General features: G+C 58.2%; 21 protein-coding genes. 8 read left to right on the forward strand and 13 right to left on the reverse strand.

The window, feature by feature from the left end; translation table 11 throughout:
- Nucleotides 1-264: 264 nt before the first annotated feature.
- From glpR to Q3981_RS08315, 4 genes are all read right to left on the reverse strand, one after another.
- Nucleotides 265-1,929, reverse strand: coding sequence for a gephyrin-like molybdotransferase receptor GlpR (gene glpR, locus Q3981_RS08300; protein WP_303125206.1), 1,665 nt, complete (start codon nt 1,927-1,929; stop codon nt 265-267).
- A 182-nt stretch (nt 1,930-2,111) separates the two neighbouring features.
- Nucleotides 2,112-2,837, reverse strand: a complete 726-nt coding sequence (locus Q3981_RS08305) for a GNAT family N-acetyltransferase (protein WP_303125208.1) — start codon at nt 2,835-2,837, stop codon at nt 2,112-2,114.
- A 15-nt stretch (nt 2,838-2,852) separates the two neighbouring features.
- Nucleotides 2,853-4,187: a gephyrin-like molybdotransferase Glp gene (glp, locus tag Q3981_RS08310; RefSeq protein ID WP_012731154.1), complete on the reverse strand. Its 1,335-nt coding sequence runs from the start codon at nt 4,185-4,187 to the stop codon at nt 2,853-2,855.
- A gap of 86 nt (nt 4,188-4,273) precedes the next feature.
- Nucleotides 4,274-5,197, reverse strand: a complete 924-nt coding sequence (locus Q3981_RS08315) for a UTP--glucose-1-phosphate uridylyltransferase (RefSeq protein ID WP_303125212.1) — start codon at nt 5,195-5,197, stop codon at nt 4,274-4,276.
- A 211-nt stretch (nt 5,198-5,408) separates the two neighbouring features.
- Between Q3981_RS08315 and Q3981_RS08320 the strand changes: the two genes are divergently transcribed.
- Together Q3981_RS08320 and mscL are read left to right on the forward strand one after the other, a co-directional pair.
- Nucleotides 5,409-6,107, forward strand: coding sequence for a 5-formyltetrahydrofolate cyclo-ligase (locus Q3981_RS08320; protein ID WP_303125214.1), 699 nt, complete (start codon nt 5,409-5,411; stop codon nt 6,105-6,107).
- A 350-nt stretch (nt 6,108-6,457) separates the two neighbouring features.
- On the forward strand, nt 6,458-7,021 hold the full coding sequence (mscL, locus tag Q3981_RS08325) for a large conductance mechanosensitive channel protein MscL (RefSeq protein ID WP_303125216.1): 564 nt from the start codon (nt 6,458-6,460) through the stop codon (nt 7,019-7,021).
- A gap of 35 nt (nt 7,022-7,056) precedes the next feature.
- Here the strand turns inward: mscL and Q3981_RS08330 are convergent, their stop codons facing one another.
- From Q3981_RS08330 to Q3981_RS08350, 5 genes are all read right to left on the reverse strand, one after another.
- A complete protein-coding gene (locus Q3981_RS08330) occupies nt 7,057-7,401 on the reverse strand; it encodes a hypothetical protein (RefSeq protein ID WP_303125218.1) in 345 nt (114 codons plus the stop codon).
- A 9-nt stretch (nt 7,402-7,410) separates the two neighbouring features.
- Nucleotides 7,411-8,037, reverse strand: coding sequence for a molybdenum cofactor biosynthesis protein B (locus tag Q3981_RS08335; protein ID WP_041629136.1), 627 nt, complete (start codon nt 8,035-8,037; stop codon nt 7,411-7,413).
- A gap of 312 nt (nt 8,038-8,349) precedes the next feature.
- Nucleotides 8,350-9,762 (reverse strand): S1C family serine protease, encoded by a 1,413-nt coding sequence (locus tag Q3981_RS08340; protein WP_303125221.1) that lies wholly within the window; start codon nt 9,760-9,762, stop codon nt 8,350-8,352.
- A gap of 135 nt (nt 9,763-9,897) precedes the next feature.
- On the reverse strand, nt 9,898-10,065 hold the full coding sequence (rpmF, locus tag Q3981_RS08345; RefSeq protein WP_012731147.1) for a 50S ribosomal protein L32: 168 nt from the start codon (nt 10,063-10,065) through the stop codon (nt 9,898-9,900).
- 89 nt (nt 10,066-10,154) lie between these two features.
- Nucleotides 10,155-10,418: a type B 50S ribosomal protein L31 gene (locus Q3981_RS08350; RefSeq protein ID WP_012731146.1), complete on the reverse strand. Its 264-nt coding sequence runs from the start codon at nt 10,416-10,418 to the stop codon at nt 10,155-10,157.
- 576 nt (nt 10,419-10,994) lie between these two features.
- Here Q3981_RS08350 and rpmB point away from each other — a divergent pair.
- The 5 genes from rpmB to Q3981_RS08375 all read left to right on the forward strand — a co-directional run bounded on the left by rpmB (nt 10,995) and on the right by Q3981_RS08375 (nt 13,133).
- Nucleotides 10,995-11,231, forward strand: coding sequence for a 50S ribosomal protein L28 (gene rpmB, locus Q3981_RS08355; RefSeq protein ID WP_012731145.1), 237 nt, complete (start codon nt 10,995-10,997; stop codon nt 11,229-11,231).
- Entirely contained in the window at nt 11,231-11,395 is a 165-nt protein-coding gene (gene rpmG, locus Q3981_RS08360) for a 50S ribosomal protein L33 (RefSeq protein ID WP_005279910.1), read from the forward strand. Before rpmB ends, rpmG begins: the two co-directional genes overlap by 1 nt.
- 2 nt (nt 11,396-11,397) lie before the next feature.
- Entirely contained in the window at nt 11,398-11,703 is a 306-nt protein-coding gene (gene rpsN / locus Q3981_RS08365; protein WP_012731144.1) for a 30S ribosomal protein S14, read from the forward strand.
- A gap of 11 nt (nt 11,704-11,714) precedes the next feature.
- Complete coding sequence (gene rpsR / locus Q3981_RS08370; RefSeq protein ID WP_012731143.1) at nt 11,715-11,963, forward strand: 30S ribosomal protein S18; 249 nt, start codon at nt 11,715-11,717, stop codon at nt 11,961-11,963.
- Between the two features lie 207 nt (nt 11,964-12,170).
- On the forward strand, nt 12,171-13,133 hold the full coding sequence (locus Q3981_RS08375) for an AEC family transporter (RefSeq protein ID WP_303125236.1): 963 nt from the start codon (nt 12,171-12,173) through the stop codon (nt 13,131-13,133).
- Between the two features lie 44 nt (nt 13,134-13,177).
- Here Q3981_RS08375 and Q3981_RS08380 read toward each other — a convergent pair whose 3' ends face one another.
- Entirely contained in the window at nt 13,178-14,098 is a 921-nt protein-coding gene (locus Q3981_RS08380; protein WP_303125237.1) for a CoA ester lyase, read from the reverse strand.
- Nucleotides 14,099-14,247: 149 nt separating this feature from the next.
- Here Q3981_RS08380 and Q3981_RS08385 point away from each other — a divergent pair, with 149 nt between their 5' ends.
- A complete protein-coding gene (locus tag Q3981_RS08385) occupies nt 14,248-14,835 on the forward strand; it encodes an RDD family protein (RefSeq protein ID WP_303125239.1) in 588 nt (195 codons plus the stop codon).
- A gap of 13 nt (nt 14,836-14,848) precedes the next feature.
- On the opposite strand, the gene Q3981_RS08390 is transcribed toward Q3981_RS08385, so the two are convergent.
- The 3 genes from Q3981_RS08390 to purN form a co-directional block, all read right to left on the reverse strand.
- Nucleotides 14,849-16,063 carry an acetyl-CoA C-acetyltransferase gene (locus Q3981_RS08390; protein ID WP_303125240.1) on the reverse strand — a complete coding sequence of 405 codons (1,215 nt, stop codon included), beginning with the start codon at nt 16,061-16,063 and terminating at the stop codon, nt 14,849-14,851.
- Nucleotides 16,064-16,199: 136 nt separating this feature from the next.
- The gene (gene purH, locus Q3981_RS08395; RefSeq protein ID WP_303125241.1) at nt 16,200-17,858 is read right to left on the reverse strand and encodes a bifunctional phosphoribosylaminoimidazolecarboxamide formyltransferase/IMP cyclohydrolase; all 1,659 of its coding nucleotides are present in this window, start codon (nt 17,856-17,858) and stop codon (nt 16,200-16,202) included.
- Complete coding sequence (gene purN, locus Q3981_RS08400) at nt 17,855-18,544, reverse strand: phosphoribosylglycinamide formyltransferase (RefSeq protein WP_303125242.1); 690 nt, start codon at nt 18,542-18,544, stop codon at nt 17,855-17,857. The genes purH and purN overlap by 4 nt, the downstream gene beginning before the upstream one ends.
- Nucleotides 18,545-18,631 lie beyond the last annotated feature (87 nt).

Here is an 18,631-nt window from a genome sequence, read left to right on the forward strand (position 1 = left end):
TAGCGCGACTCGTTCGCATCGAGTAGGTCAGGGGTTCGATTCCCCTATGCTCCACAAACATTGTTTTCCCTGGTCACGATTGACCAGGGATTTTCGCATATCTGCAGGTGAGGGCACTGATGCTGCCTCATCATCCACTACACAAAGCGAGCTAACTACCCTGCTTCGGCAAGAATATGGCAACGGGGCCAGAGCTAGCACGTCGGTAGCGCCCATTACGACGCGGACAACGCGGTAGTTCTTGGCCCCGAAAGCAGCGGTTTTTTACCCCACACGACGGATGTGCGTCACGCTTGCGCGCCCATCACCGTCTGTCTCGTAGCGATCGTACTGACGGTCGATGTACTCGCCGTCGTCCTGCATGTCATCCGGTTCCTCAACACCGAAGTAATCAGCAGCGTCCACGTACTCCAGCTCAGCCAACTCCGGATCGGTGTCATTCGTTTCAATAACAGTGCCAGCTGGTCGACGTAACCGCGACGACACAGCCCGATCATCATGATCATCTTCGGCGTTCCGGACACCCATCCGGGCACGCCGCATCCGGCGAAGGCGACGAGCCGCCAGGCGCTGCTCCTCAATGGCCTGCTTCCGCAAGAACGCGAGGTACACACCGGTAGCGACAGCGCCGACCACCGCGCCGGCCCACATAGCACCACCGAACGCAAAGCCGAGGACCAACAGAACAACCGTCACCGCAGCCAAGCCGAAGAGCACACGCTTACGCTGGGTAAACCGCCGCCGGGCATTTCTCTGGGCGAGCTCCGGGTCATACACACCCCGCCCACGCCGGCGGTCCACATACGCCCGATCCTCATCCGTCACCGCAATGTCGTCATATTCAGAACGTGCGAGTTCCTCGAGCTCTTCATCTGATAAAGCGTCCAGCCCGTCGTCGAAAAGCATGGTGCTTGAGCGCCGTTGAGCTTCACGACGCTCCTCGCGCTCATCGTCTGATTCATCCGCAAAGTCGTACGCGTGCTCAAATGCCGGGTCGCCATCGCGATAATCCACGACGTCCTCCGGGCGATCATAGGCATCCGGGAATTTTTCCCTGTCTTTCGCCACGGCGTCGTCGGACCCGAAGTCGCGGCCATACACGATTGAGGTATGGCCTTCGCCGGAGAGCACATCATCAGCCGATTCCTTGTCGACGGAAACCGGGCGACTGCCCCGCCGGGAACCGCGTTCCTGAGACGAAGCCGCCTCCGCAGATTCCAGCTCGGGAACACCCTGGACTGCTCCCGATGAATCCATAATGACGTCACCATCGACAACGCCCACCGGGACGCTCGATTTCTCGCCCGATGCCGTTTGATCGTCCTTCGCCTCACCTGTGGCTCCGGAGGCTTCATCCTCGGCGTCGTCGGCGTCGTCAACGAACTCTTCGAACTCGGCATCGTCAACTGGTTCTGTCACAACGTCATCGACGTCATCAGCCACAACGGACGAGGCAGCGAACGACTGATCGGAATCCTCAGGCTCCAACTCCCCTACCACGACATCTTCGTCGTCACGCGTGCTATCCCCCGCAACATGCTCCCCTGTATGCTCCCCGGCGTGGGCCTCCGAATGAACTTCCCGCACCGACGCATCGTCAGCGTCGGACTCACCGTGATGCACAGAGTCACCGGCGTACACAGCGTCGCGGTCATCGTACGCGCGGAAGTGGACGTCGTCCTCGTCTAACAAGCGGTACTCGTCCTCGGCCGGCTCGGTTTCCACATCGGGTGACGCGGACCGACGTCGCACATGCTTCGTTAACCGACCAGAGGACGCCACCGACCCAGACCCGCCACGGTACAGAACGCGCGTTTCCTTTAACGCCTTCGACGTACGACGCACTGGCCCCTGGTTTCGCAAAAGTAGTGGCGCCAGAACAGCAAGCCACAGCACCACAATAAGAACGATCAAGAGGGAACTCGACACGTCGGAATCTCCTTAACTGACGTCAGCCGCGGGGAATCGAACACGGACAACGATATTTCTCACTAAAGAGTAGCCCGTCACACCCGTAACATGCGTGTGCCACGCCCACAGATACGAATACCGAACGAATGCCGGAACATTCGCAATCCAACCAGACATCCGACCCAACCAGGGATCTGTCATTAGCTTTCACGCCTCCCCCGTCCGCTACTCTCTAATCGCGACACCACTCCACCGGGGCACTCCTCCGATGTCAACGCATACAAGAAATGATCGCGCCACTGCCCATCAATATTGATGCTGCGGACCAACTCCCCCTCATAATGAAAACCGACGTTCTCCAAAACGCTGATCGACGCGGCATTCTCGGGCAATACTGTCGCCTCGACCCGATGCACCCCCACGGACATCATCGCGGCATCGACGCCTAAAGCCACGGCGGCTGTTCCCACACCACGCCCCCAGAATGGGCTCGCAACCCAATAGCCGATCCAGCACGTCGAAAGCGAACCATGCTGAATCCCGCCGATAGTAACCTGACCTGCAAATTTCCCGTCACACTCTACAGCGAACGGAACCGACGCACCCCGCGCCGCAGACTCATACAACGAATCCACTACCGACAACCAGGAGGGCACCGTGTGCACCTCATCCCACGAATCGGTCGCCGTCGGTTCAACCGCCCGCAACGTGGATTCGTCATCGCGACGGAGACGCGCCCATTCGGGCCCATCGTCCTTCACGACGGGACGAAGCCTCACCGCACCGCCCGGCACGTGAAGTACCTGCGTTTCTTCCGGCCAGCCAGGATGCGCATTGCTCGGCTTCACGCCATAGCGTCGATACAGATCGCGGCCCTTCACGGACCCCACACCGACGCGATCCAACAGACGAGTCAAAACCCCCATGACAGCCCCTGCTACTTACGCGCGATTCGACAAGAACAAGACATCAACAACATCACCCGGCGCGATCCCCACCACGTCCTCAGGCACGTGGATAAGGCAGTTCGCCTCAGCAAAGCTTCCCAACAGGTGCTGCGGGGCGCCAGCGGACGCACCGAGGGGATCTACCAAGTACTCGTCGGTGCCACGGTCGCGCATCAACTGGCCGCGGATAAAACCACGCCGTCCCGGCATCGAACTCACACCGTGCAACGCCCTGGCCTGGATAATCCGACGCCGGCCACCGCGTCGTCCAGCTTCATATTGAATGAGCGGGCGGATCATCGTCTCGAAGATAATCAATGAGCCGACGGGGTTCGACGGCAATAGGAACGTCGGCACTTTATTGGGGCCTAGAAGGCCGAAGCCTTGGGTCGAACCTGGGTGCATTGCGACGCGGGTGTACTCGATGTCGCCTAAATTGCTGACGATGTCGCGCATCCGGCGTGCCGCAGATCCCCCTACAGCACCTGCGATAACGATGATTTCGCTGCGGAGGATCTGCCCCTCCATGATCTCCTGAAGCCGGCGTGGTTCACCCGCGATCACACCGACCCTGTGGGCATCTGCTCCCGCCTCTTCCGCAGCAGCCGCCAGCGAATACGAATTCACGTCGAAAACCTGACCACGGCCGGGCGTCCGGTCCGAATCAATCAGCTCTTGACCGATCGACATCACAGCGACCCGCGGCCGTGGATATACGAGAACCTTCGACCGCCCCACCGCAGCTAAAAGGCCAATATGCGCTGGGCCAATAACGGTCCCCTCGCTGACAATAACGTCGCCCTCAAGGACGTCGGTGCCAGCACGATGAATAAAATCGCCCGACTTCACAGGAAACAGAGGCCGGATACGTCGGCCATGACGCTCCACCCATGCTTCGGGAATAATCGCGTCAGAGAGCGTCGGTACGGGCGCACCAGTTTCTACCCGGACTGCCTGATTGGGCTGCAACCGCAGCGGCCTGTGCGAACCCGCGCCCACATCACCGACGACGGGCAGCTCGGCAAGTTTCCGATGCTCGCGGTCACTACGGCGATCTGGCTCGTAATCCTCATCAGGCAACGGCTCAGGTGGGCGTTGATCCTCGGGACGATCATCCGCGGGGGCACCTTTTGCGTCACGCGGTACAAGGTCGACAGCGCGAACGGCGTACCCATCGATGGCAGCTTGATTGAAACCTGGAACCTGCCGGTCACCACGGACTTCTTCAGCGCTACGCAACCCCAGCGAATCCGAAATAGCCACACGAACGGGCTCCGGAGTTACGGCAGCGTCCGCGATAATCGCAAGCTGCTCTTCCACTGAGCGCACGTTACGTCCTTTCGCCCGGGTAACACAGCAGCATATGCTGCCTACTGACTCTACCCCGGGTGAGACCGGGGCATATCACATTAAGGCTAGCTGTCCTGGGCCAACCTTTCCGTCATATACGCCCTCAGCGAGTCGCCATACTCGGGATCCTTCAGGCCGAAGTCAACACAGGCCTTGATGAACCCACCCGGGTTGCCCAAATCGTGGCGAGGGCCACGGTGAACCACCACATGCACGGGGTGATCCGACTTGATGAGCAGCTCAATGGCATCTGTGAGCTGCAGCTCGCCACCCTTACCGGGCTCGATCTTACCCAGCGCCTTGAAAATATCGCGATCCAACAGGTAACGGCCGGTTGCCGCCAGCGTCGAGGGCGCGTCTTCCGGGTCAGGCTTTTCCACCATGCCGGATACGGCGTAGACATCGTCATCGGGTTGGCCGCTGACCTCAAAGACTCCGTAGTCAGAGGTTGCTTCCTTATCGACGTCCACCGCGCAGAGCACAGATCCGCCGTATTTCGCGCGGACCTCGAGCATCTTGTTCATGACACCATAGGGCATGACGAGGTCATCGGGAAGCATGACGGCCACGACGTCTTCGTCGGGATCAAGAACTTCTTCAGCCTGAGCGACGGCATGACCAAGCCCTAAGGGGCGCTCCTGAGTGACCGAAACGGCGTCGATAAGTTCGGTCGAGTGCTGCACCTTCTGCAGCCGATCCTCTTTGCCACGCTTCTTGAGCGTCTCTTCCAGGAGATCGTCATGGTCGAAATGCTTCATCAGCCCCGACTTGCGCGGCGAGGTAACGATAGCCAAGCGAGAAGCACCGGCCTCGCGGGCTTCCTCCGCAATGAGCTCGATACCGGGCCGGTCAACAACCGGAAGAAGCTCTTTGGGTACGGTCTTCGTCGCCGGAAGGAAACGGGTACCCAAACCAGCGGCTGGCACGATGACTGTACGCAACGCAGCCTGACCATTTCCGCCATTATTATCTTTGTTCATAGGAGCCATGCTAACCGACAACCGACGCAGAATCCGCTTTCCGAGCTAGGAATTTTCCTACGGATTACTGATAAAACCGTAAAATGGTCTGTCTTGGTGCCGAAGTCCTTATGAAAATCCCTTGTGACATCGTGGTTGATGGGGTGGTTGGCGACGTGGTGTTGGATCCCTCCGCCGGTTTTGTTGATTAGCGCCACAACCGCTTTGTTACGCTGAATTCATGCAGGAGAGCGACGGCCCATCCGGGGGCGATTCGGCGGGAAACTCGATCGCTGAGCATAAGAAGGCCTACCGAAGTCGAATCCGGCGTATGCGTCGAGAGTTGTCCGACGCGACGCTCAGGGCCTGGGACGAACAGCTCGTGACTCAGCTCATAACGGCCATTGATGAGATCGCCGCTACATTGCAGCGAACAAACGACGAGCCGCTGGTTATTGCGACATACCTACCTGTCGCCGATGAGCCAGGCGCGCATACGCCCGGCGGTTTTATCCCGTCGCTACTTTCTGCGCTGGACGAGCGAATTCCCTCCCAAATCGTCATTCCGCGTGTCGAAGACAAGCGGCAACTCTCGTGGCACCCATGGTCACCGGATAACCTCGTCACCACCTCGTTCGGTATTCGCGAGCCAGATGAGCGATCGACCCCGATCCCCTTCGACACCGTCGGCCTCGCTATCGTTCCAGCGCTTGCGTATGACGTCGCTGGGTACCGGCTTGGACAGGGCGGCGGATACTACGACTGCGCACTCGCTGCCCGACGGTCGTCTCGGCAATCGTCCGGACAATCATCGACGTTCCACACCATCGGCCTGGTTCACCCCCACGAAATCCTGCCGGCTGTTCCCCACGATGACTGGGACGTTCAGCTCACAACAGTGATCACGACTCTGGGACGACATCGCTTCCCTGGCAGCTAAACACCGGGCGCACAAACATCAGGCGCAAACATCAGTGGGAACCCTACCGGTAGTCTCGCGTCGGTATGAGAATGCGATCCTTGTTCTCCGGTCATGATGCAGACTCCGCCCGTTATTCGCTAAAGTCGTGGCACACTCGCCGTCACCCCGAGCCCCACCCGAGGCCGTTAAAGGGTATTCGACTACGGTTGGTGTACTTCATCTCTGATATCTCTCGCCCCAACTGGCGCCGCACGCGACGCTTACAGCAAATTTGTAGAACGCTTTTTATTGTTCTCACAATGGCCATAATTATTCAGGTAATAATATGAACCTTTGCCGTATGGGTAACCCATTTCTGAGGAGGAATAATGCTTAAAGGTTTTCGCGATTTTATTATGCGAGGCAATGTTATTGAACTTGCCATCGCGGTTGTCATTGGTTCTGCCTTCACCGCAATTGTGACGGCTTTTACCAAATACATCATTAACCCGCTCATTGCGTGCTTTGGTGGCGCAAATACAGATGGCTGGGGATTCCGCCTCATCCGTGGTAATGAAAAAACTTTTCTTGACTTTGGATCGGTCCTCACAGCCGTCATTAATTTTCTTATTATTGCGGCCGTCGTGTACTTCATTCTTGTCGCGCCCATGAATAAGCTCGAAGAGATCAGGAAAAAGCACATGGGTGTCAAAGAGGAAGAAGTACCGGTTACCGAGAAAGATCTTCTTCTGGAAATCCGCGATCTCCTCGCAGCGCAGAACCAAGTGAGCACCCCAAGCCAGACGCTCGCGAGCACCGAACTTGCAGAAAGCACCGCCGATTCAGCACACAGCCAGGCATCCTCGCAAGGAATTCAAACAAGCACGTCTCAGGTCGGCACACCCTCGTCGACGACGAGCTCGACCACATCCGGGAAGCACGCCAAAGAGTAATTCCTGCGCGGGGTTATTCCTGCCCGGGGCGTCACTTAGCCCCAGTGTGGTGGCCTATTTTCCTGCCACTCCTGACGGGACATTGCCCCCACATCACGACCCTCGGATCCATACGCGGTATCCGAGCCACCATTGAACTCACTATCACGCCCGGATCGCCCGTCACCAGCACCGACGTCCCCATCGCCAGGGGCAGCTCCGTCATTCTCATCGTCCGGGGTCAGATCTGCCATGCGATCGTCGTTAAGCCCCCGGCGCGGCTGATCCTCCATCGCGCGAACAGCGTCGACAACATTGGCCAATGCGGATTCGCCCGAGCGGTCATAATCAGTGTCCGACACACGTCGTGCATGCCGACGTTGACGTCGAGAATGATTCATGGGAAGCCCCTACTGGTTCCAGCGGTCCATATCGTTAATGACGTATCGCACAAGGGGCGTCAGCGTGGCCATACCATCCCGGATCGCAGCCCGTGACGAGGCCAAATTCACCACGACGGTCGAGCCCGAAATGCCGGCAATCCCGCGAGACAACCCAGCGTCTGTGGCCCCGCAGGCCAGCCCAGATGAGCGCAAGGCCTGAGCAATACCTGGAATGCGCCGGTCCAACACCGCCTTGGTGGCCTCCGGGGTTTTGTCCCTCGGCCCAACGCCCACGCCACCGATAGTCACGGCGAGATCAACACCACCGACGACGGCGGTTTCCAGCGCACCGCGGACCTTCGACTTCCGGCTAGCAACACGCACGACCGCGTCCACGCCGAAGTGGTCCTCCGCTAGCAACTCGGCAACCAAGGAGCCGATGCGATCGGACTTCTCCCCCGCGTTATCGTCGACAATAATGACTAAGGCTCGGGGAACCTGTTCGCCCTGGTCATGGTTTCTTTCTGCGAATGACGCATGGGCGGCTTCCTCGGCACGCTCAAGGTCCATCAGCATTGCGTCATCGGGTTCGACGATAACCTCGCCAAGCCGATCAACTTTCGCGTGGTCAATACCGCGCAGTGATTCCGGCATTTCCCGGGCATCCGATGAGCTCCGAGCCAACTCCGCTGGATCGATGGAATCAAAGGGCTCATTGTCACTCATTGGATTGTCTCCTTTTCTACGGGATAAAGACTTCTACGGGGAAAACGTCGCCGGTTACCGGGTTAGAGGATTGAACTGATCACCTTGCTATTAACTTTAAGTTCCGACGGTGAAGCGCGGGGCAATAAAACTATTTTCCTTACACTTCACCAGCTACCCGGCACCTAGTCAATAGAAGCCCCATATGGGGAGTGCCCAGCCATCATCCAAACCCGACGCGATAGTGGCTGAGCAGCGCTTTTATTCCCCTGAAGTCTCTTGTGAACTCAGGGTCATAGTGATTTCTCGGGCGTCTTTCCCGTCCTGATTAGTCACTTCCATCTTGACCGTATCGCCCACCTTATGCGAGCGAATCGCCGCGATCAGAGATAACCCTGAATCAATGGTTCGGCCGTCAACTTTAGTAACGACGTCACCCCGTTTCAGACCCGCTTTGGCGGCGTCGCTATCACTGGGAACATCAACGATGACAGCCCCATGCGCTGTGGATTCCTTAGCAACTTGAACGCCAATAACAGGGTGCTGAACTTTACCGTTCTTAATAAGTTGCTCAGCAATGTCACGCGCCTGGTTAATGGGGATAGCGAAGCCCAAACCAATTGACCCGGACCCCTGAGACATAGAGCTCGATCCGAGCGACGCGATCACCGACGGGATGCCGATAAGATTTCCATCCATGTCGACGAGGGCACCACCGGAGTTACCGGGGTTAATCGCAGCGTCCGTCTGAATGGCGTCGATAAGAGTGGACTGGTCAGATGACTCTGAGGACGCCTGCACAGGGCGATTTTGAGCGGAAATAATGCCGCTGGTCACCGTGGCATCCAGCCCCAAGGGAGAACCAACAGCAACGACTTCCTGCCCGACCTCAAGTTTGGACGAATCCCCCAATGAAATCGGGGTCAAGCCCGACGCCCCCTGAGCTTTAATGACCGCGATATCGGTTTCGGGGTCACGCGCAACAATGTCCGCGGGGTACGTCGTTCCGTCATTTAATGTTACGGAAATCTTTCCACCATTAGCTGCACCAGCAATAACGTGGTTATTCGTTATGATCGTTCCGTCTTCGCTAATGATTGAGCCAGAGCCCGTATCCCCCGAATTGCCGGCTTCGACAGTAATAGAAACCACTGAAGGCAAGACTTTCTGAGCAACTGATTGCACAGAACCATTAGTGTCGACGTTCTTCGTCTTGGCCGGCGACGCTTTCAACGCGGATACTGCCGACGAATTGTCAGACGATGAGCCCGAATCCCGATTGCTCACGACCGCGCCTGTCACCGCTCCCGACGCGACCGCGGCAGCGAGAATTAAAGCCGCCACCGCTGGCGTACTAAAGCGCTTAGTCTTCTGCGGCGACTGACGAGGAGCTTGCATCACTCCGGTGGGCTGCCCAAAGCCTGCTGATTGGTTGGGATCTACGAATTGGTTCGAGCCTGAAGGCTGACCAGGCATCCCGAACTGGTCAGAGCCGGTGGCATGAGCTGAGGGGGTTGACGAGAACCCGGGTTGGGCGCTCTCAAAAGAAGATTCTCGATCGCTTCGTGGAGCGTGAATCTCGTGTTCACGATCATGATGAACGGAGTTGTTGCTAGATGAATCGTCGGAGGATGGATCGATCTCCCATGCGGATCGCTGATTTTCGTCGCTCATGGTTTATCACTCTTGCTCACTATGCACGTCGCGCGCTTTGAGTCACCTGAAATTTGGCTGTGAACCCTCAGCGCCCCTAATAAAAATCCCGTGATGGAACCGAAGCTCCAATCACGGGACATGAGGTTGTTACTACTAGTCAGTCTCAACCAGGCCGAGCTGAGCGGCCTTGACCAACCGGCGCGGCAACCGCGTGGTGTTGCCGTTAACCCGGACCTCCTGCAGAGGCGCGTTGTTGGCCTTCCACTGGGACCGACGGGTGTGAGTGTTGGCGCGAGACATACGTCGCTTCGGTACTGCCATGGTTTCCTCCTAAGCCTTGCTCAAACACATCGCGAGCCAGGCATGATCACTGTGAGAATAGTGAAAATGAATGGTGACGGATTGACGTCTTACTTCTTCGCGCGACGCAGGCGGTTGCCGTAACGACGCTGGAACTTCTCGACACGACCAGCGGTGTCCATCACACGCTGTGCACCCGTCCAGAAGGGGTGAGACTCGCTGGTGACGTCGACGACGATCAGCGGGTATTCGTTGCCATCTTCCCATTCCACAGTCCGATCTGACGTCGCAGTGGACCGAGTCAAGAACTGGTGGCCGGTGCTGGCATCCTTGAAGACAACCGGGTGGTAATCCGGATGAATATTCTTCTTCATCGTTATCCTTTAACAGAACATGGACAATGCTAGTCTGGCGTGCTGCTTGTGCTGACTTGCTTCATAACGGCATCATCCGACCACCTCGACGGCGGAACAGCGGCCTATCGCAACACGCGTCGCGAATGAAGCTGGCTCAGCACCTTGCACCGGTCGCGCACTGAGTCCTCGTACCTAACCATAAAATTGATGGATAACCGCGCCTGGATATCAGCCGGCCCACGGGATTGTTCTGCCATCAACGACGAGCGTTGACAGGGGTAAACGACCCGCGGAGGGGAAGAGGGTAACAGTGCGACACGCCTCCGGCGCACATGCATCGGCCCATCATACAGATTCAGGCCTTAACAATGAAATTGGCGCTAACCAGCGCGTAAAGGCCCAAAGATTTGGGAATCCTTGCCGAGGACGGTAAGGTGTCAAGACGCTGTTGTCGAAAAGCAAACGTCATCGCCCACTAGCTAGGCATCTTAGCGCTTTAACCTGCATTTTTAGTGTCGAAGAAAATGTATTTCCCCCGTCGAAGGAAAACGGTTGGTGCTTTGCAGATCCCATGGTGGGCGGAAGGAGAAGCCCATGTCGGCATATTGCCAAGTCACGGGACGGAAACCGAGCTTCGGTAAGTCCGTCTCGCACTCGCACCGCCGCACGAACCGTCGTTGGAACCCGAATATCCAGCGTCGTTCGTTCTACTTGCCCTCTGAAGGACGCACGATCACGTTGAACGTGTCCACCAAGGGCCTGAAAACCATCGACCGCTACGGAATTGAATCCGTCGTGGCGAAGCTCCGCGCACGTGGGGAGAAGATTTAATGGCACGAAATGACATTCGCCCAATCATCAAGCTGAAGTCCACTGCGGGCACCGGCTACACGTACGTCACCCGCAAGAACAAGCGCAATAACCCGGATCGCATCACTTTGAAGAAGTTCGATCCGATCGCGCGCAAGCATGTTGAATTCCGCGAGGAGCGCTAAGAATGGCTAAGAAATCTAAGATTGCGAAGAACGAGCAGCGCAAAGAAATCGTTGCACGCTACGCTCAGCGTCGTCAGGAACTCAAGGCCATCATCAAGAACCCGGCCACCCCTGACGAAGACCGCATGGAGGCTCAGTACGAGCTGAACCGCCAGCCCCGCGACGCTTCCCCGGTGAGGGTTCGTAACCGTGACTCTGCTGATGGTCGCCCCCGTGGCTACCTGCGCAAGTTCGGCCTGTCCCGTGTTCGCGTTCGTGAAATGGCACACCGCGGTGAGCTCCCAGGCGTCCGCAAGTCCAGCTGGTGAGGAGTAGCAGTATGAAGCGCAACAACTCTAAAAAGGTCCGGGTTGAACCAACCCGCCGTCCCAAGAAGAACCCCTTGAAAGCTCGCGGCATCGAGGCCGTCGACTACAAGGACATCGAAACCCTGCGTACGTTCATTTCTGAGCGTGGCAAGATCCGGTCGCGTCGCGTTACCGGCCTGACCCCGCAGCAGCAGCGTCAGGTGGCAACTGCCGTGAAGAACGCACGCGAAATGGCTCTCCTCCCGTTCACCAGCCGCTAAGTCGCCCCTGAACACCTGGTCTTGGGTCATTTCCCCGGGATCAGCGCTGCAGGTAAGAACCTAGTGGTGCTTCGAGGGCCCAGCGGTCCGTCGAAGGCCAACGGCGTGAACATTTGGAAGCGATAACAGCAGGTTTCGACATTCGCCGCTCCCGGTACCTACCGCGGAGCGGTTTTCGCTTATCCACCAGTGAGTGAGGCTCCGCACGTGCCCCAAGTACTATCCGGCTTCGCAACCATCGCCATCGTCATCGCAATAGGATTCTTCGTTGGCAAAGCCAATCTCCTGGGCAAGCACGCGCAATTCACGCTCCAGATGTACGTGTACTTCCTGGCGACCCCGGCACTCCTCCTGGACAAGCTCTACGTCACCGACCCACTCGACGTCCTCGGCCCACAACTCGCGGTCGCCAGCGGCTCCGCGCTAACGATTGGGCTGATCTACTTCATATGGGCGCGAACCGCCCTCCACCGCCCCATTCACGAATCAGCCGTCGGCGGCTTGGCCAGCTCCTACTGCAACGCCTCTAACTTGGGGATACCCGTCGCCGCCCACGTCGTCGGCGATAGCACAGTCGTCGTACCGACGCTGTTGTTCCAAATAGCGTTCTACGGACCCGTCGTCCTCGCGATTTTCGACGTCATCACTGCCAAGGAAGCCCACGCGGGTGGCCGAGCCGGGCGTGTTAACACGCGGAGTTTGTTCATCACTCCGTTTAAGAATCCGATGTTGCTCGGTGCGCTGACGGGGCTCGTGATATCGATCCTTCACGCCCATGCTGGGGTCTCAGTCCCCCACCCCATTGTCGAGCCGATTCATCTCATCGGGCAGTCGGCGGTTCCGGTGGCGCTCATCGCGTTCGGTATGTCGCTGGCAGGGCAGAAAGTGCTTGATCCCTCAACGTCTCCCAGGCTCGAGGTGGGGGTCGCGTCGGCCACAAAAATCATTGGCCAGCCTTTGGCGGCTTTTCTTATCGCGCACTTTGTTTTCGGTATGACGGGACACGCGTTGTTCGCGGCCTGTGTCGTCGCAACACTGCCGACGGCACAAAATGTGTACACCTACGCCACTCGATATGGGCGAGGCTTAATCCTTGCGCGGGATGCAGGGGTGATCACTACAGCAGCGTCATTTGTCATGATTATGCTGCTCGCGCTGGTGTTTACGTAACAGGCCGACCACTGGTCGGTCACAGCCCGGCACGGAACAAAACCTCACATACCTAGCGCATCTGCCCGGGCCGCCAGCACTTCTGCCTGCCGGAACAGCGGCGCGTCGACCATTTTCCCGTCGATGTTTAACGCGCCCGGGTGATCCGCAGACTCGCGGACAATCCGTCGAGCCATCCGCACCTGTTCCTCGCTCGGCCGATACGCGTCACGGATAACCGGAACCTGGGCCGGGTGGATACACGCCGTCGCCGCGAACCCAATCCGAGCAGCGTCAAGCGCTTCATCGCGTAACCCGTCGGCGTCGTGAATATCGGCAAACACTGCATCGAGAGCAACAATTCCCGCCTCCGCGGCGTGCAGCAGCGTCTGGGTGCGCAGATAATTCACCGTCGTGCGGTAAGGGCCCTCGGCTGAACCGCGGTCAGAGTCCCACCCTCGTTCGTCCCGCTGCAGCCGGCTATAGACGCCGCCGAGCGACGCCGTGAAATCCTCCGCCCCCCACAGCAAACCGACGACGAACTCTTGGTGCGCAATGTCGCGTGCATTCATAATGCCCGACGGGGACTCCAGCATCGCGATCACGTCGTAATCTGCCAGCACATCCGGCAACGGCTGGTCAACCTTAGGAACCATCACGGTGGTGTACGGCGTCTTCGCCACCATGGCGATGTCACCGTCGAAAAGATCCGAATCGGCAGAGTGTACGCGGACAATCGTCGTCGCTGGATCAAGATCACTATTCACGATGTTGGTGCGGGCCTCGTCGAACGAATCACGCCCTGCACCATCCTCGAGATCAAGGATGACGACGTCAGAGCGAGCCGCTGCCTTGGCGAACCGCTCAGGACGGTCGGCGGGGGCGAACAAAATGGCCGGCCCTGCCGGGGTCCACCGTCGATGGGGTGAAGGGTGGCCTACGCTGGTGGTTCCTCCTGCGGGAGCGCTCTGATTAGTCTGCGTCATAGCTCATTATGCTAGTGACAACCCTGGTCCCGTACCTACTATTTAGCTAGACTTACCGCTGAGATTTATAGCACGCACATGTGATTGAGAGTCCCCTCCGCGGACAGAACTACCCATATTCTACATTCAGAATCGCCATACACGACGAGATGAGTACGACGATGCCTTCCCACCAGCCGACAGAGTCCCCCGAGTCGACAGATTCCGACGAGTTGACGGATTCCCAGCCACCTGAGACCGCTGGGCTCCGTCCAGCCCTGGCAGGTGTAATTAACCGTGGCTTCGGCTACTTCTTCGACGCATTCTTCTTTTCAATCGCAATGCTCCTTGCACAGTGGGGTATCAACCAGATAGTGGCAGATAAAAACGCTCAATTCTGGATAGGATCATCAATAGCGGGCATTCTATTCTTCCTCTACAGATTCCTCATGGACGCTCATGCCGAAGGAACCTTCGGAAAGGCTGTCGCCGGCATCAAAGTCACCACCGAAGCGGGCGACCAACTCGGCTACGTCGGGGCATTAAAACGAAACTTCTACTGGCTAGCATTCGGGCCGATTCTCGTCGGAGCCAATGATTATCCCCACCTCTACATCGGTAGCTGGAGTGTAGAGCTAGAACCATTTCTATGGATATGGATTACTGCATTAACAATTTCTATTTACCGGGATAAAAACAGCCGATCATTCCTTGACCGCTGGGCAGGCGCTTATTTTTACCAGAACAAGCGCCTTTAAATGCCCGTGCGCTTTACGCCCACAGAGTCAAGGCATCGCCCTGACCACCGCCGCCGCACAAGCTCACACCGGCGCACCCGCCACCTCGTCGATCGAGCTCATGGGCCATGTGGACAACCAGGCGCGCTCCCGACGCACCGACCGGATGCCCCAAAGCGATACCGCCACCATTGACATTGACGCGGTCCATGTCCACTCCGAGGTCCTTAATGGACTGGGCAACAACAGCGGCAAAAGCTTCATTGATCTCAATGACGTCGAGATCGTCAATTGACCATCCCGACCGGTCAAGCGCAGATTTCAACGCGCGCGACGGTTGAGAATGCAACTGCGTCGTATCCGGACCGGCCGTCTGACCATACTGGCCAATAACAGCCAGAACCCGGAGCCCCCTCTTCTCAGCCTCCTCGCGAGTGGTCAGCACGACGGCTGCAGCACCGTCGGAAATTTGCGATGAACTCGCCGCGGTAATCGTCCCGTCCTCCAGGAAAGCCGGACGCAGCCGCGATAATCCCTCTTCTGTCGTACCAGGCCTAATCCCCTCATCGGCACGAACCACGACAGGATCCCCCTTGCGCTGCGGGATCTCTATCGGAACGATCTCATCGTCAAACAGGCCCTCGTCTCGCGCTTTCTCAGCACGCTGGTGGGACAGGGCCGCAATGTGGTCCTGCTCTTCACGAGTAATCCCACGATCCTGATTCCCCCGGTCGGTCTCCTCCCCCATCGTTTTCCCGCTCACAGCGTCGTGGAGGCCGTCGCGGTTAATCGCGTCGACAAGCCGTAAATCACCATAGGTCTTCCCCTGACGCACTCCCGCAGCAATATGGGGAGCGTTCGTCATGGACTCCATGCCTCCGGCGACGACGATCGATGCGTCCCCCACACGGATCATGCGCGTTGCGTGAATAATCGCGTCCAGACCGGACAAGCACACCTTGTTGACGATCTCGGCCGGAACGTCCAGCGGAATACCGGACTTCACCGCCACCTGGCGGGCCGGATTCTGCCCCGCCCCTGCCAGCAGAACCTGGCCCATCACGACATAATCCACGTCCCCGCTGGAGACACCGGAGTCTTTCAGTGCCGACGACACCGCCGCAGCCCCGAGGTCAACCGACGTTTGCGACGCCAAGGACCCCAGTAACTTCCCCTGCGGGGTGCGCTTCGCCCCCACAATAACGACGTCGTCTGGGCGGGGTTGGCATGAGGCGTGGGAATCAGACATTTTTCCTCCAGGATGGCTATGCAATACAGATCACATTCACAGTAGCCATAAATGAGACCCGCGCGTGCAAAGACACCGAGAAAACATGATTTCCCTCGCCTCGTCGGTGTGGACCAGAGCCAGCCACACCAACCGACTAGTGGAAGAAGTGGCGCTCCTTGGTCAGGTACATCGTGACTCCCGCCTTGCGGGCAGCCTCAATAACTTCCTCGTCGCGGATGGAACCACCGGGTTGAACAACCGCGCGCACACCAGCGTCGGCAAGTACCTCGAAACCGTCGGCGAAGGGGAAGAAGGCATCCGACGCAGCAACAGCACCACGAGCACGATCTTCACCGGCACGCTGAACTGACAGCCGAGCAGAATCGACACGGTTAACCTGCCCCATACCGACGCCCACCGTCGCGCCATCCTTGGCCAGCAAAATAGCGTTGGACTTCACAGCGCGCACGGAACGCCACGCGAAGGCAAGATCGTTGAAGGTCTCGTCATCGGCTGGGTCACCAGCAACGAGTTCCCACGTCGACGGATCGTCACCGGGAGCATCCAGAACATCGCGCTCCTGAACAAGCACGCCACCGGATACTTCTTTGAGCTGCAATCCTTGACGCTCCGGCTTCGGCGCGACCAGGATGCGAAGGTTCTTCTTCGTCTTCAAAAGCTCAAGAGCATCGTCGTCAAACGATGGTGCAATGATGGCCTCGGTAAAGATCTTCTTCACCGTTTGAGCCATCTCTAACGTCACCGGCTTGTTCGCAGCAATGATTCCGCCGTATGCCGACACGGGGTCGCAGGCGTGGGCTTTGCGGTGGGCGTCGGCAACCGACTCGCGGGAAATCGCGATGCCACACGGATTGGCATGCTTAATGACGGCGACACAGGTCTCGCCCGGATGATCCCACACGGCACGCCAGGCAGCGTCACCGTCGGTGTAGTTGTTGTAGGACATCTCTTTGCCGTGGAGCTGCTCGGCCTGAGCCAACCCCGGATGACCATGCTCATCCACATACAATGCCGCAGCTTGATGCGGGTTTTCGCCATAGCGAAGAGGGTGCGACAGGGTGTAGGTGCTGCCCACGAACTCGCCAAACGTGGTCTTATCCGAACCTGCCTTACCTGAACCGGCCTCATCATTCGACGACGCCTGGGTTAACGCGGATTGCTTCGACATCCACGTCGCCACCGCAACGTCATAGGCCGCGGTGTGCTGGAAAGCGCGGGACGCAAGGTCCACACGCTGCGCAAACGTAAAACCGCCATCGTGAACCGCCTTGGCGGCATCGTCGTAATCGTCGGGGTTCACAACAACCGCGACAGACTCGTGATTCTTCGCAGCAGCACGAACCATCGACGGCCCGCCGATATCGATCTTTTCCACACATTCGTCACGATCCGCACCCGACGCGACCGTTTCGGAGAAGGGGTACAAATTCACCACAACGAGCTGAAAACCCTCAATCCCCATGTCGTCGAGTTGCTTAACATGGTCTGGGTTTCGCGTGTCAGCCAGAATCCCCGCATGAACTTTGGGGTGCAGAGTTTTTACTCGCCCGTCGAGGCACTCGGGGAAACCGGTGAGCTTTTCGACGAGCGTCACGGGGATTCCCGCATCGGCGATATGAGCAGCGGTGGACCCCGTCGACACGATTTCAACGCCATCAGCGTGGAGGGCACTAGCTAAATCTGTGAGCCCAGTTTTGTCATAGACGCTGATCAGTGCGCGTTTTACGGGGATTTGGGAATCGGATGTGGAGGATGTAGCGGGAGAAGGAGTTGCGGATTGGGAGTCGGTCATGGAAGGAAAGATGCCTTTCGTCCGTCTGAAATGTAACCGCGCCGCGCGATCGCATCCAATGTTGAGACGAGCAACCGTCGTTCAACAGTTTTGATGCGGCGGTGGACAGTATCGGGCGTGTCACCATCGTGAATGGGAACAGCCTCCTGATCCAGGATAGGCCCTGTGTCCACACCGGAATCGACCAGGTGAATAGTGCTGCCGGTAATTTTCGCTCCATAAGCCACGGCATCGGCCACGGCGTGCGCTCCGGGGAAGGCGGGGAGCAGTGCGGGATGGGTGTTAATCATGCGGCCCCCGAACCTGGCTAAAAACTCATCGCCGACGATGCGCATGAAGCCCGCGCTCACGACGATGTCGGGGTCGTAGTGCTGAACTGCCTGCGCTAATTCGCTGTTCCATTGCCGACGACGTTCTGCGTAGGTGTCCTGGTGGCAGGTGTCAGGGTCGCCTTCGGGTGTTGCCGGGGCGTTCTTGCGAGGGGGTGTAATGGTGGCGACCGGGATGTCTGCACGATGAGCACGATCGATCGCGGGACACAGTTTGTCCGTGACCAAGGCCTGCACGCTCAACGAGGGCGTTTCCCGGTGCGCGTCGAGAAGAGACTGAAACAACGTTCCCTCCCCCGAGGCCAACACGACGAGCCGAAGAGGGCGACCGGGAAAGACGGGATCAACGCGGATCATCGGTCGTACCACCTTGAGATGAGGCATCATGCGAGGTGCTGCCTTGAGACGAGCCGCCGGCAGAGGCGCCGGCAGATGGCTCTGAAT

This window comes from Corynebacterium sp. (assembly GCF_030530965.1).
Taxonomy (GTDB): Bacteria; Actinomycetota; Actinomycetes; order Mycobacteriales; family Mycobacteriaceae; genus Corynebacterium.

Excerpts from the sequence above, each read along its gene's own strand:
- Q3981_RS08305 (WP_303125208.1), bottom strand. The coding sequence starts at position 2,837 with ATGGGGGTTTTGACTCGTCTGTTGGATCGCGTCGGTGTGGGGTCCGTG.
- Q3981_RS08315 (WP_303125212.1), bottom strand. The coding sequence starts at position 5,197 with ATGGCTCCTATGAACAAAGATAATAATGGCGGAAATGGTCAGGCTGCG.
- Q3981_RS08320 (WP_303125214.1), top strand. The coding sequence starts at position 5,409 with ATGCAGGAGAGCGACGGCCCATCCGGGGGCGATTCGGCGGGAAACTCG.
- mscL (WP_303125216.1), top strand. The coding sequence starts at position 6,458 with ATGCTTAAAGGTTTTCGCGATTTTATTATGCGAGGCAATGTTATTGAA.
- Q3981_RS08330 (WP_303125218.1), bottom strand. The coding sequence starts at position 7,401 with ATGAATCATTCTCGACGTCAACGTCGGCATGCACGACGTGTGTCGGAC.
- Q3981_RS08335 (WP_041629136.1), bottom strand. The coding sequence starts at position 8,037 with ATGCCGGAATCACTGCGCGGTATTGACCACGCGAAAGTTGATCGGCTT.
- Q3981_RS08340 (WP_303125221.1), bottom strand. The coding sequence starts at position 9,762 with ATGAGCGACGAAAATCAGCGATCCGCATGGGAGATCGATCCATCCTCC.
- rpmF (WP_012731147.1), bottom strand. The coding sequence starts at position 10,065 with ATGGCAGTACCGAAGCGACGTATGTCTCGCGCCAACACTCACACCCGT.
- Q3981_RS08350 (WP_012731146.1), bottom strand. The coding sequence starts at position 10,418 with ATGAAGAAGAATATTCATCCGGATTACCACCCGGTTGTCTTCAAGGAT.
- rpmB (WP_012731145.1), top strand. The coding sequence starts at position 10,995 with ATGTCGGCATATTGCCAAGTCACGGGACGGAAACCGAGCTTCGGTAAG.
- rpmG (WP_005279910.1), top strand. The coding sequence starts at position 11,231 with ATGGCACGAAATGACATTCGCCCAATCATCAAGCTGAAGTCCACTGCG.
- rpsN (WP_012731144.1), top strand. The coding sequence starts at position 11,398 with ATGGCTAAGAAATCTAAGATTGCGAAGAACGAGCAGCGCAAAGAAATC.
- rpsR (WP_012731143.1), top strand. The coding sequence starts at position 11,715 with ATGAAGCGCAACAACTCTAAAAAGGTCCGGGTTGAACCAACCCGCCGT.
- Q3981_RS08380 (WP_303125237.1), bottom strand. The coding sequence starts at position 14,098 with ATGACGCAGACTAATCAGAGCGCTCCCGCAGGAGGAACCACCAGCGTA.
- Q3981_RS08385 (WP_303125239.1), top strand. The coding sequence starts at position 14,248 with ATGAGTACGACGATGCCTTCCCACCAGCCGACAGAGTCCCCCGAGTCG.
- Q3981_RS08390 (WP_303125240.1), bottom strand. The coding sequence starts at position 16,063 with ATGTCTGATTCCCACGCCTCATGCCAACCCCGCCCAGACGACGTCGTT.
- purH (WP_303125241.1), bottom strand. The coding sequence starts at position 17,858 with ATGACCGACTCCCAATCCGCAACTCCTTCTCCCGCTACATCCTCCACA.
- purN (WP_303125242.1), bottom strand. The coding sequence starts at position 18,544 with ATGATCCGCGTTGATCCCGTCTTTCCCGGTCGCCCTCTTCGGCTCGTC.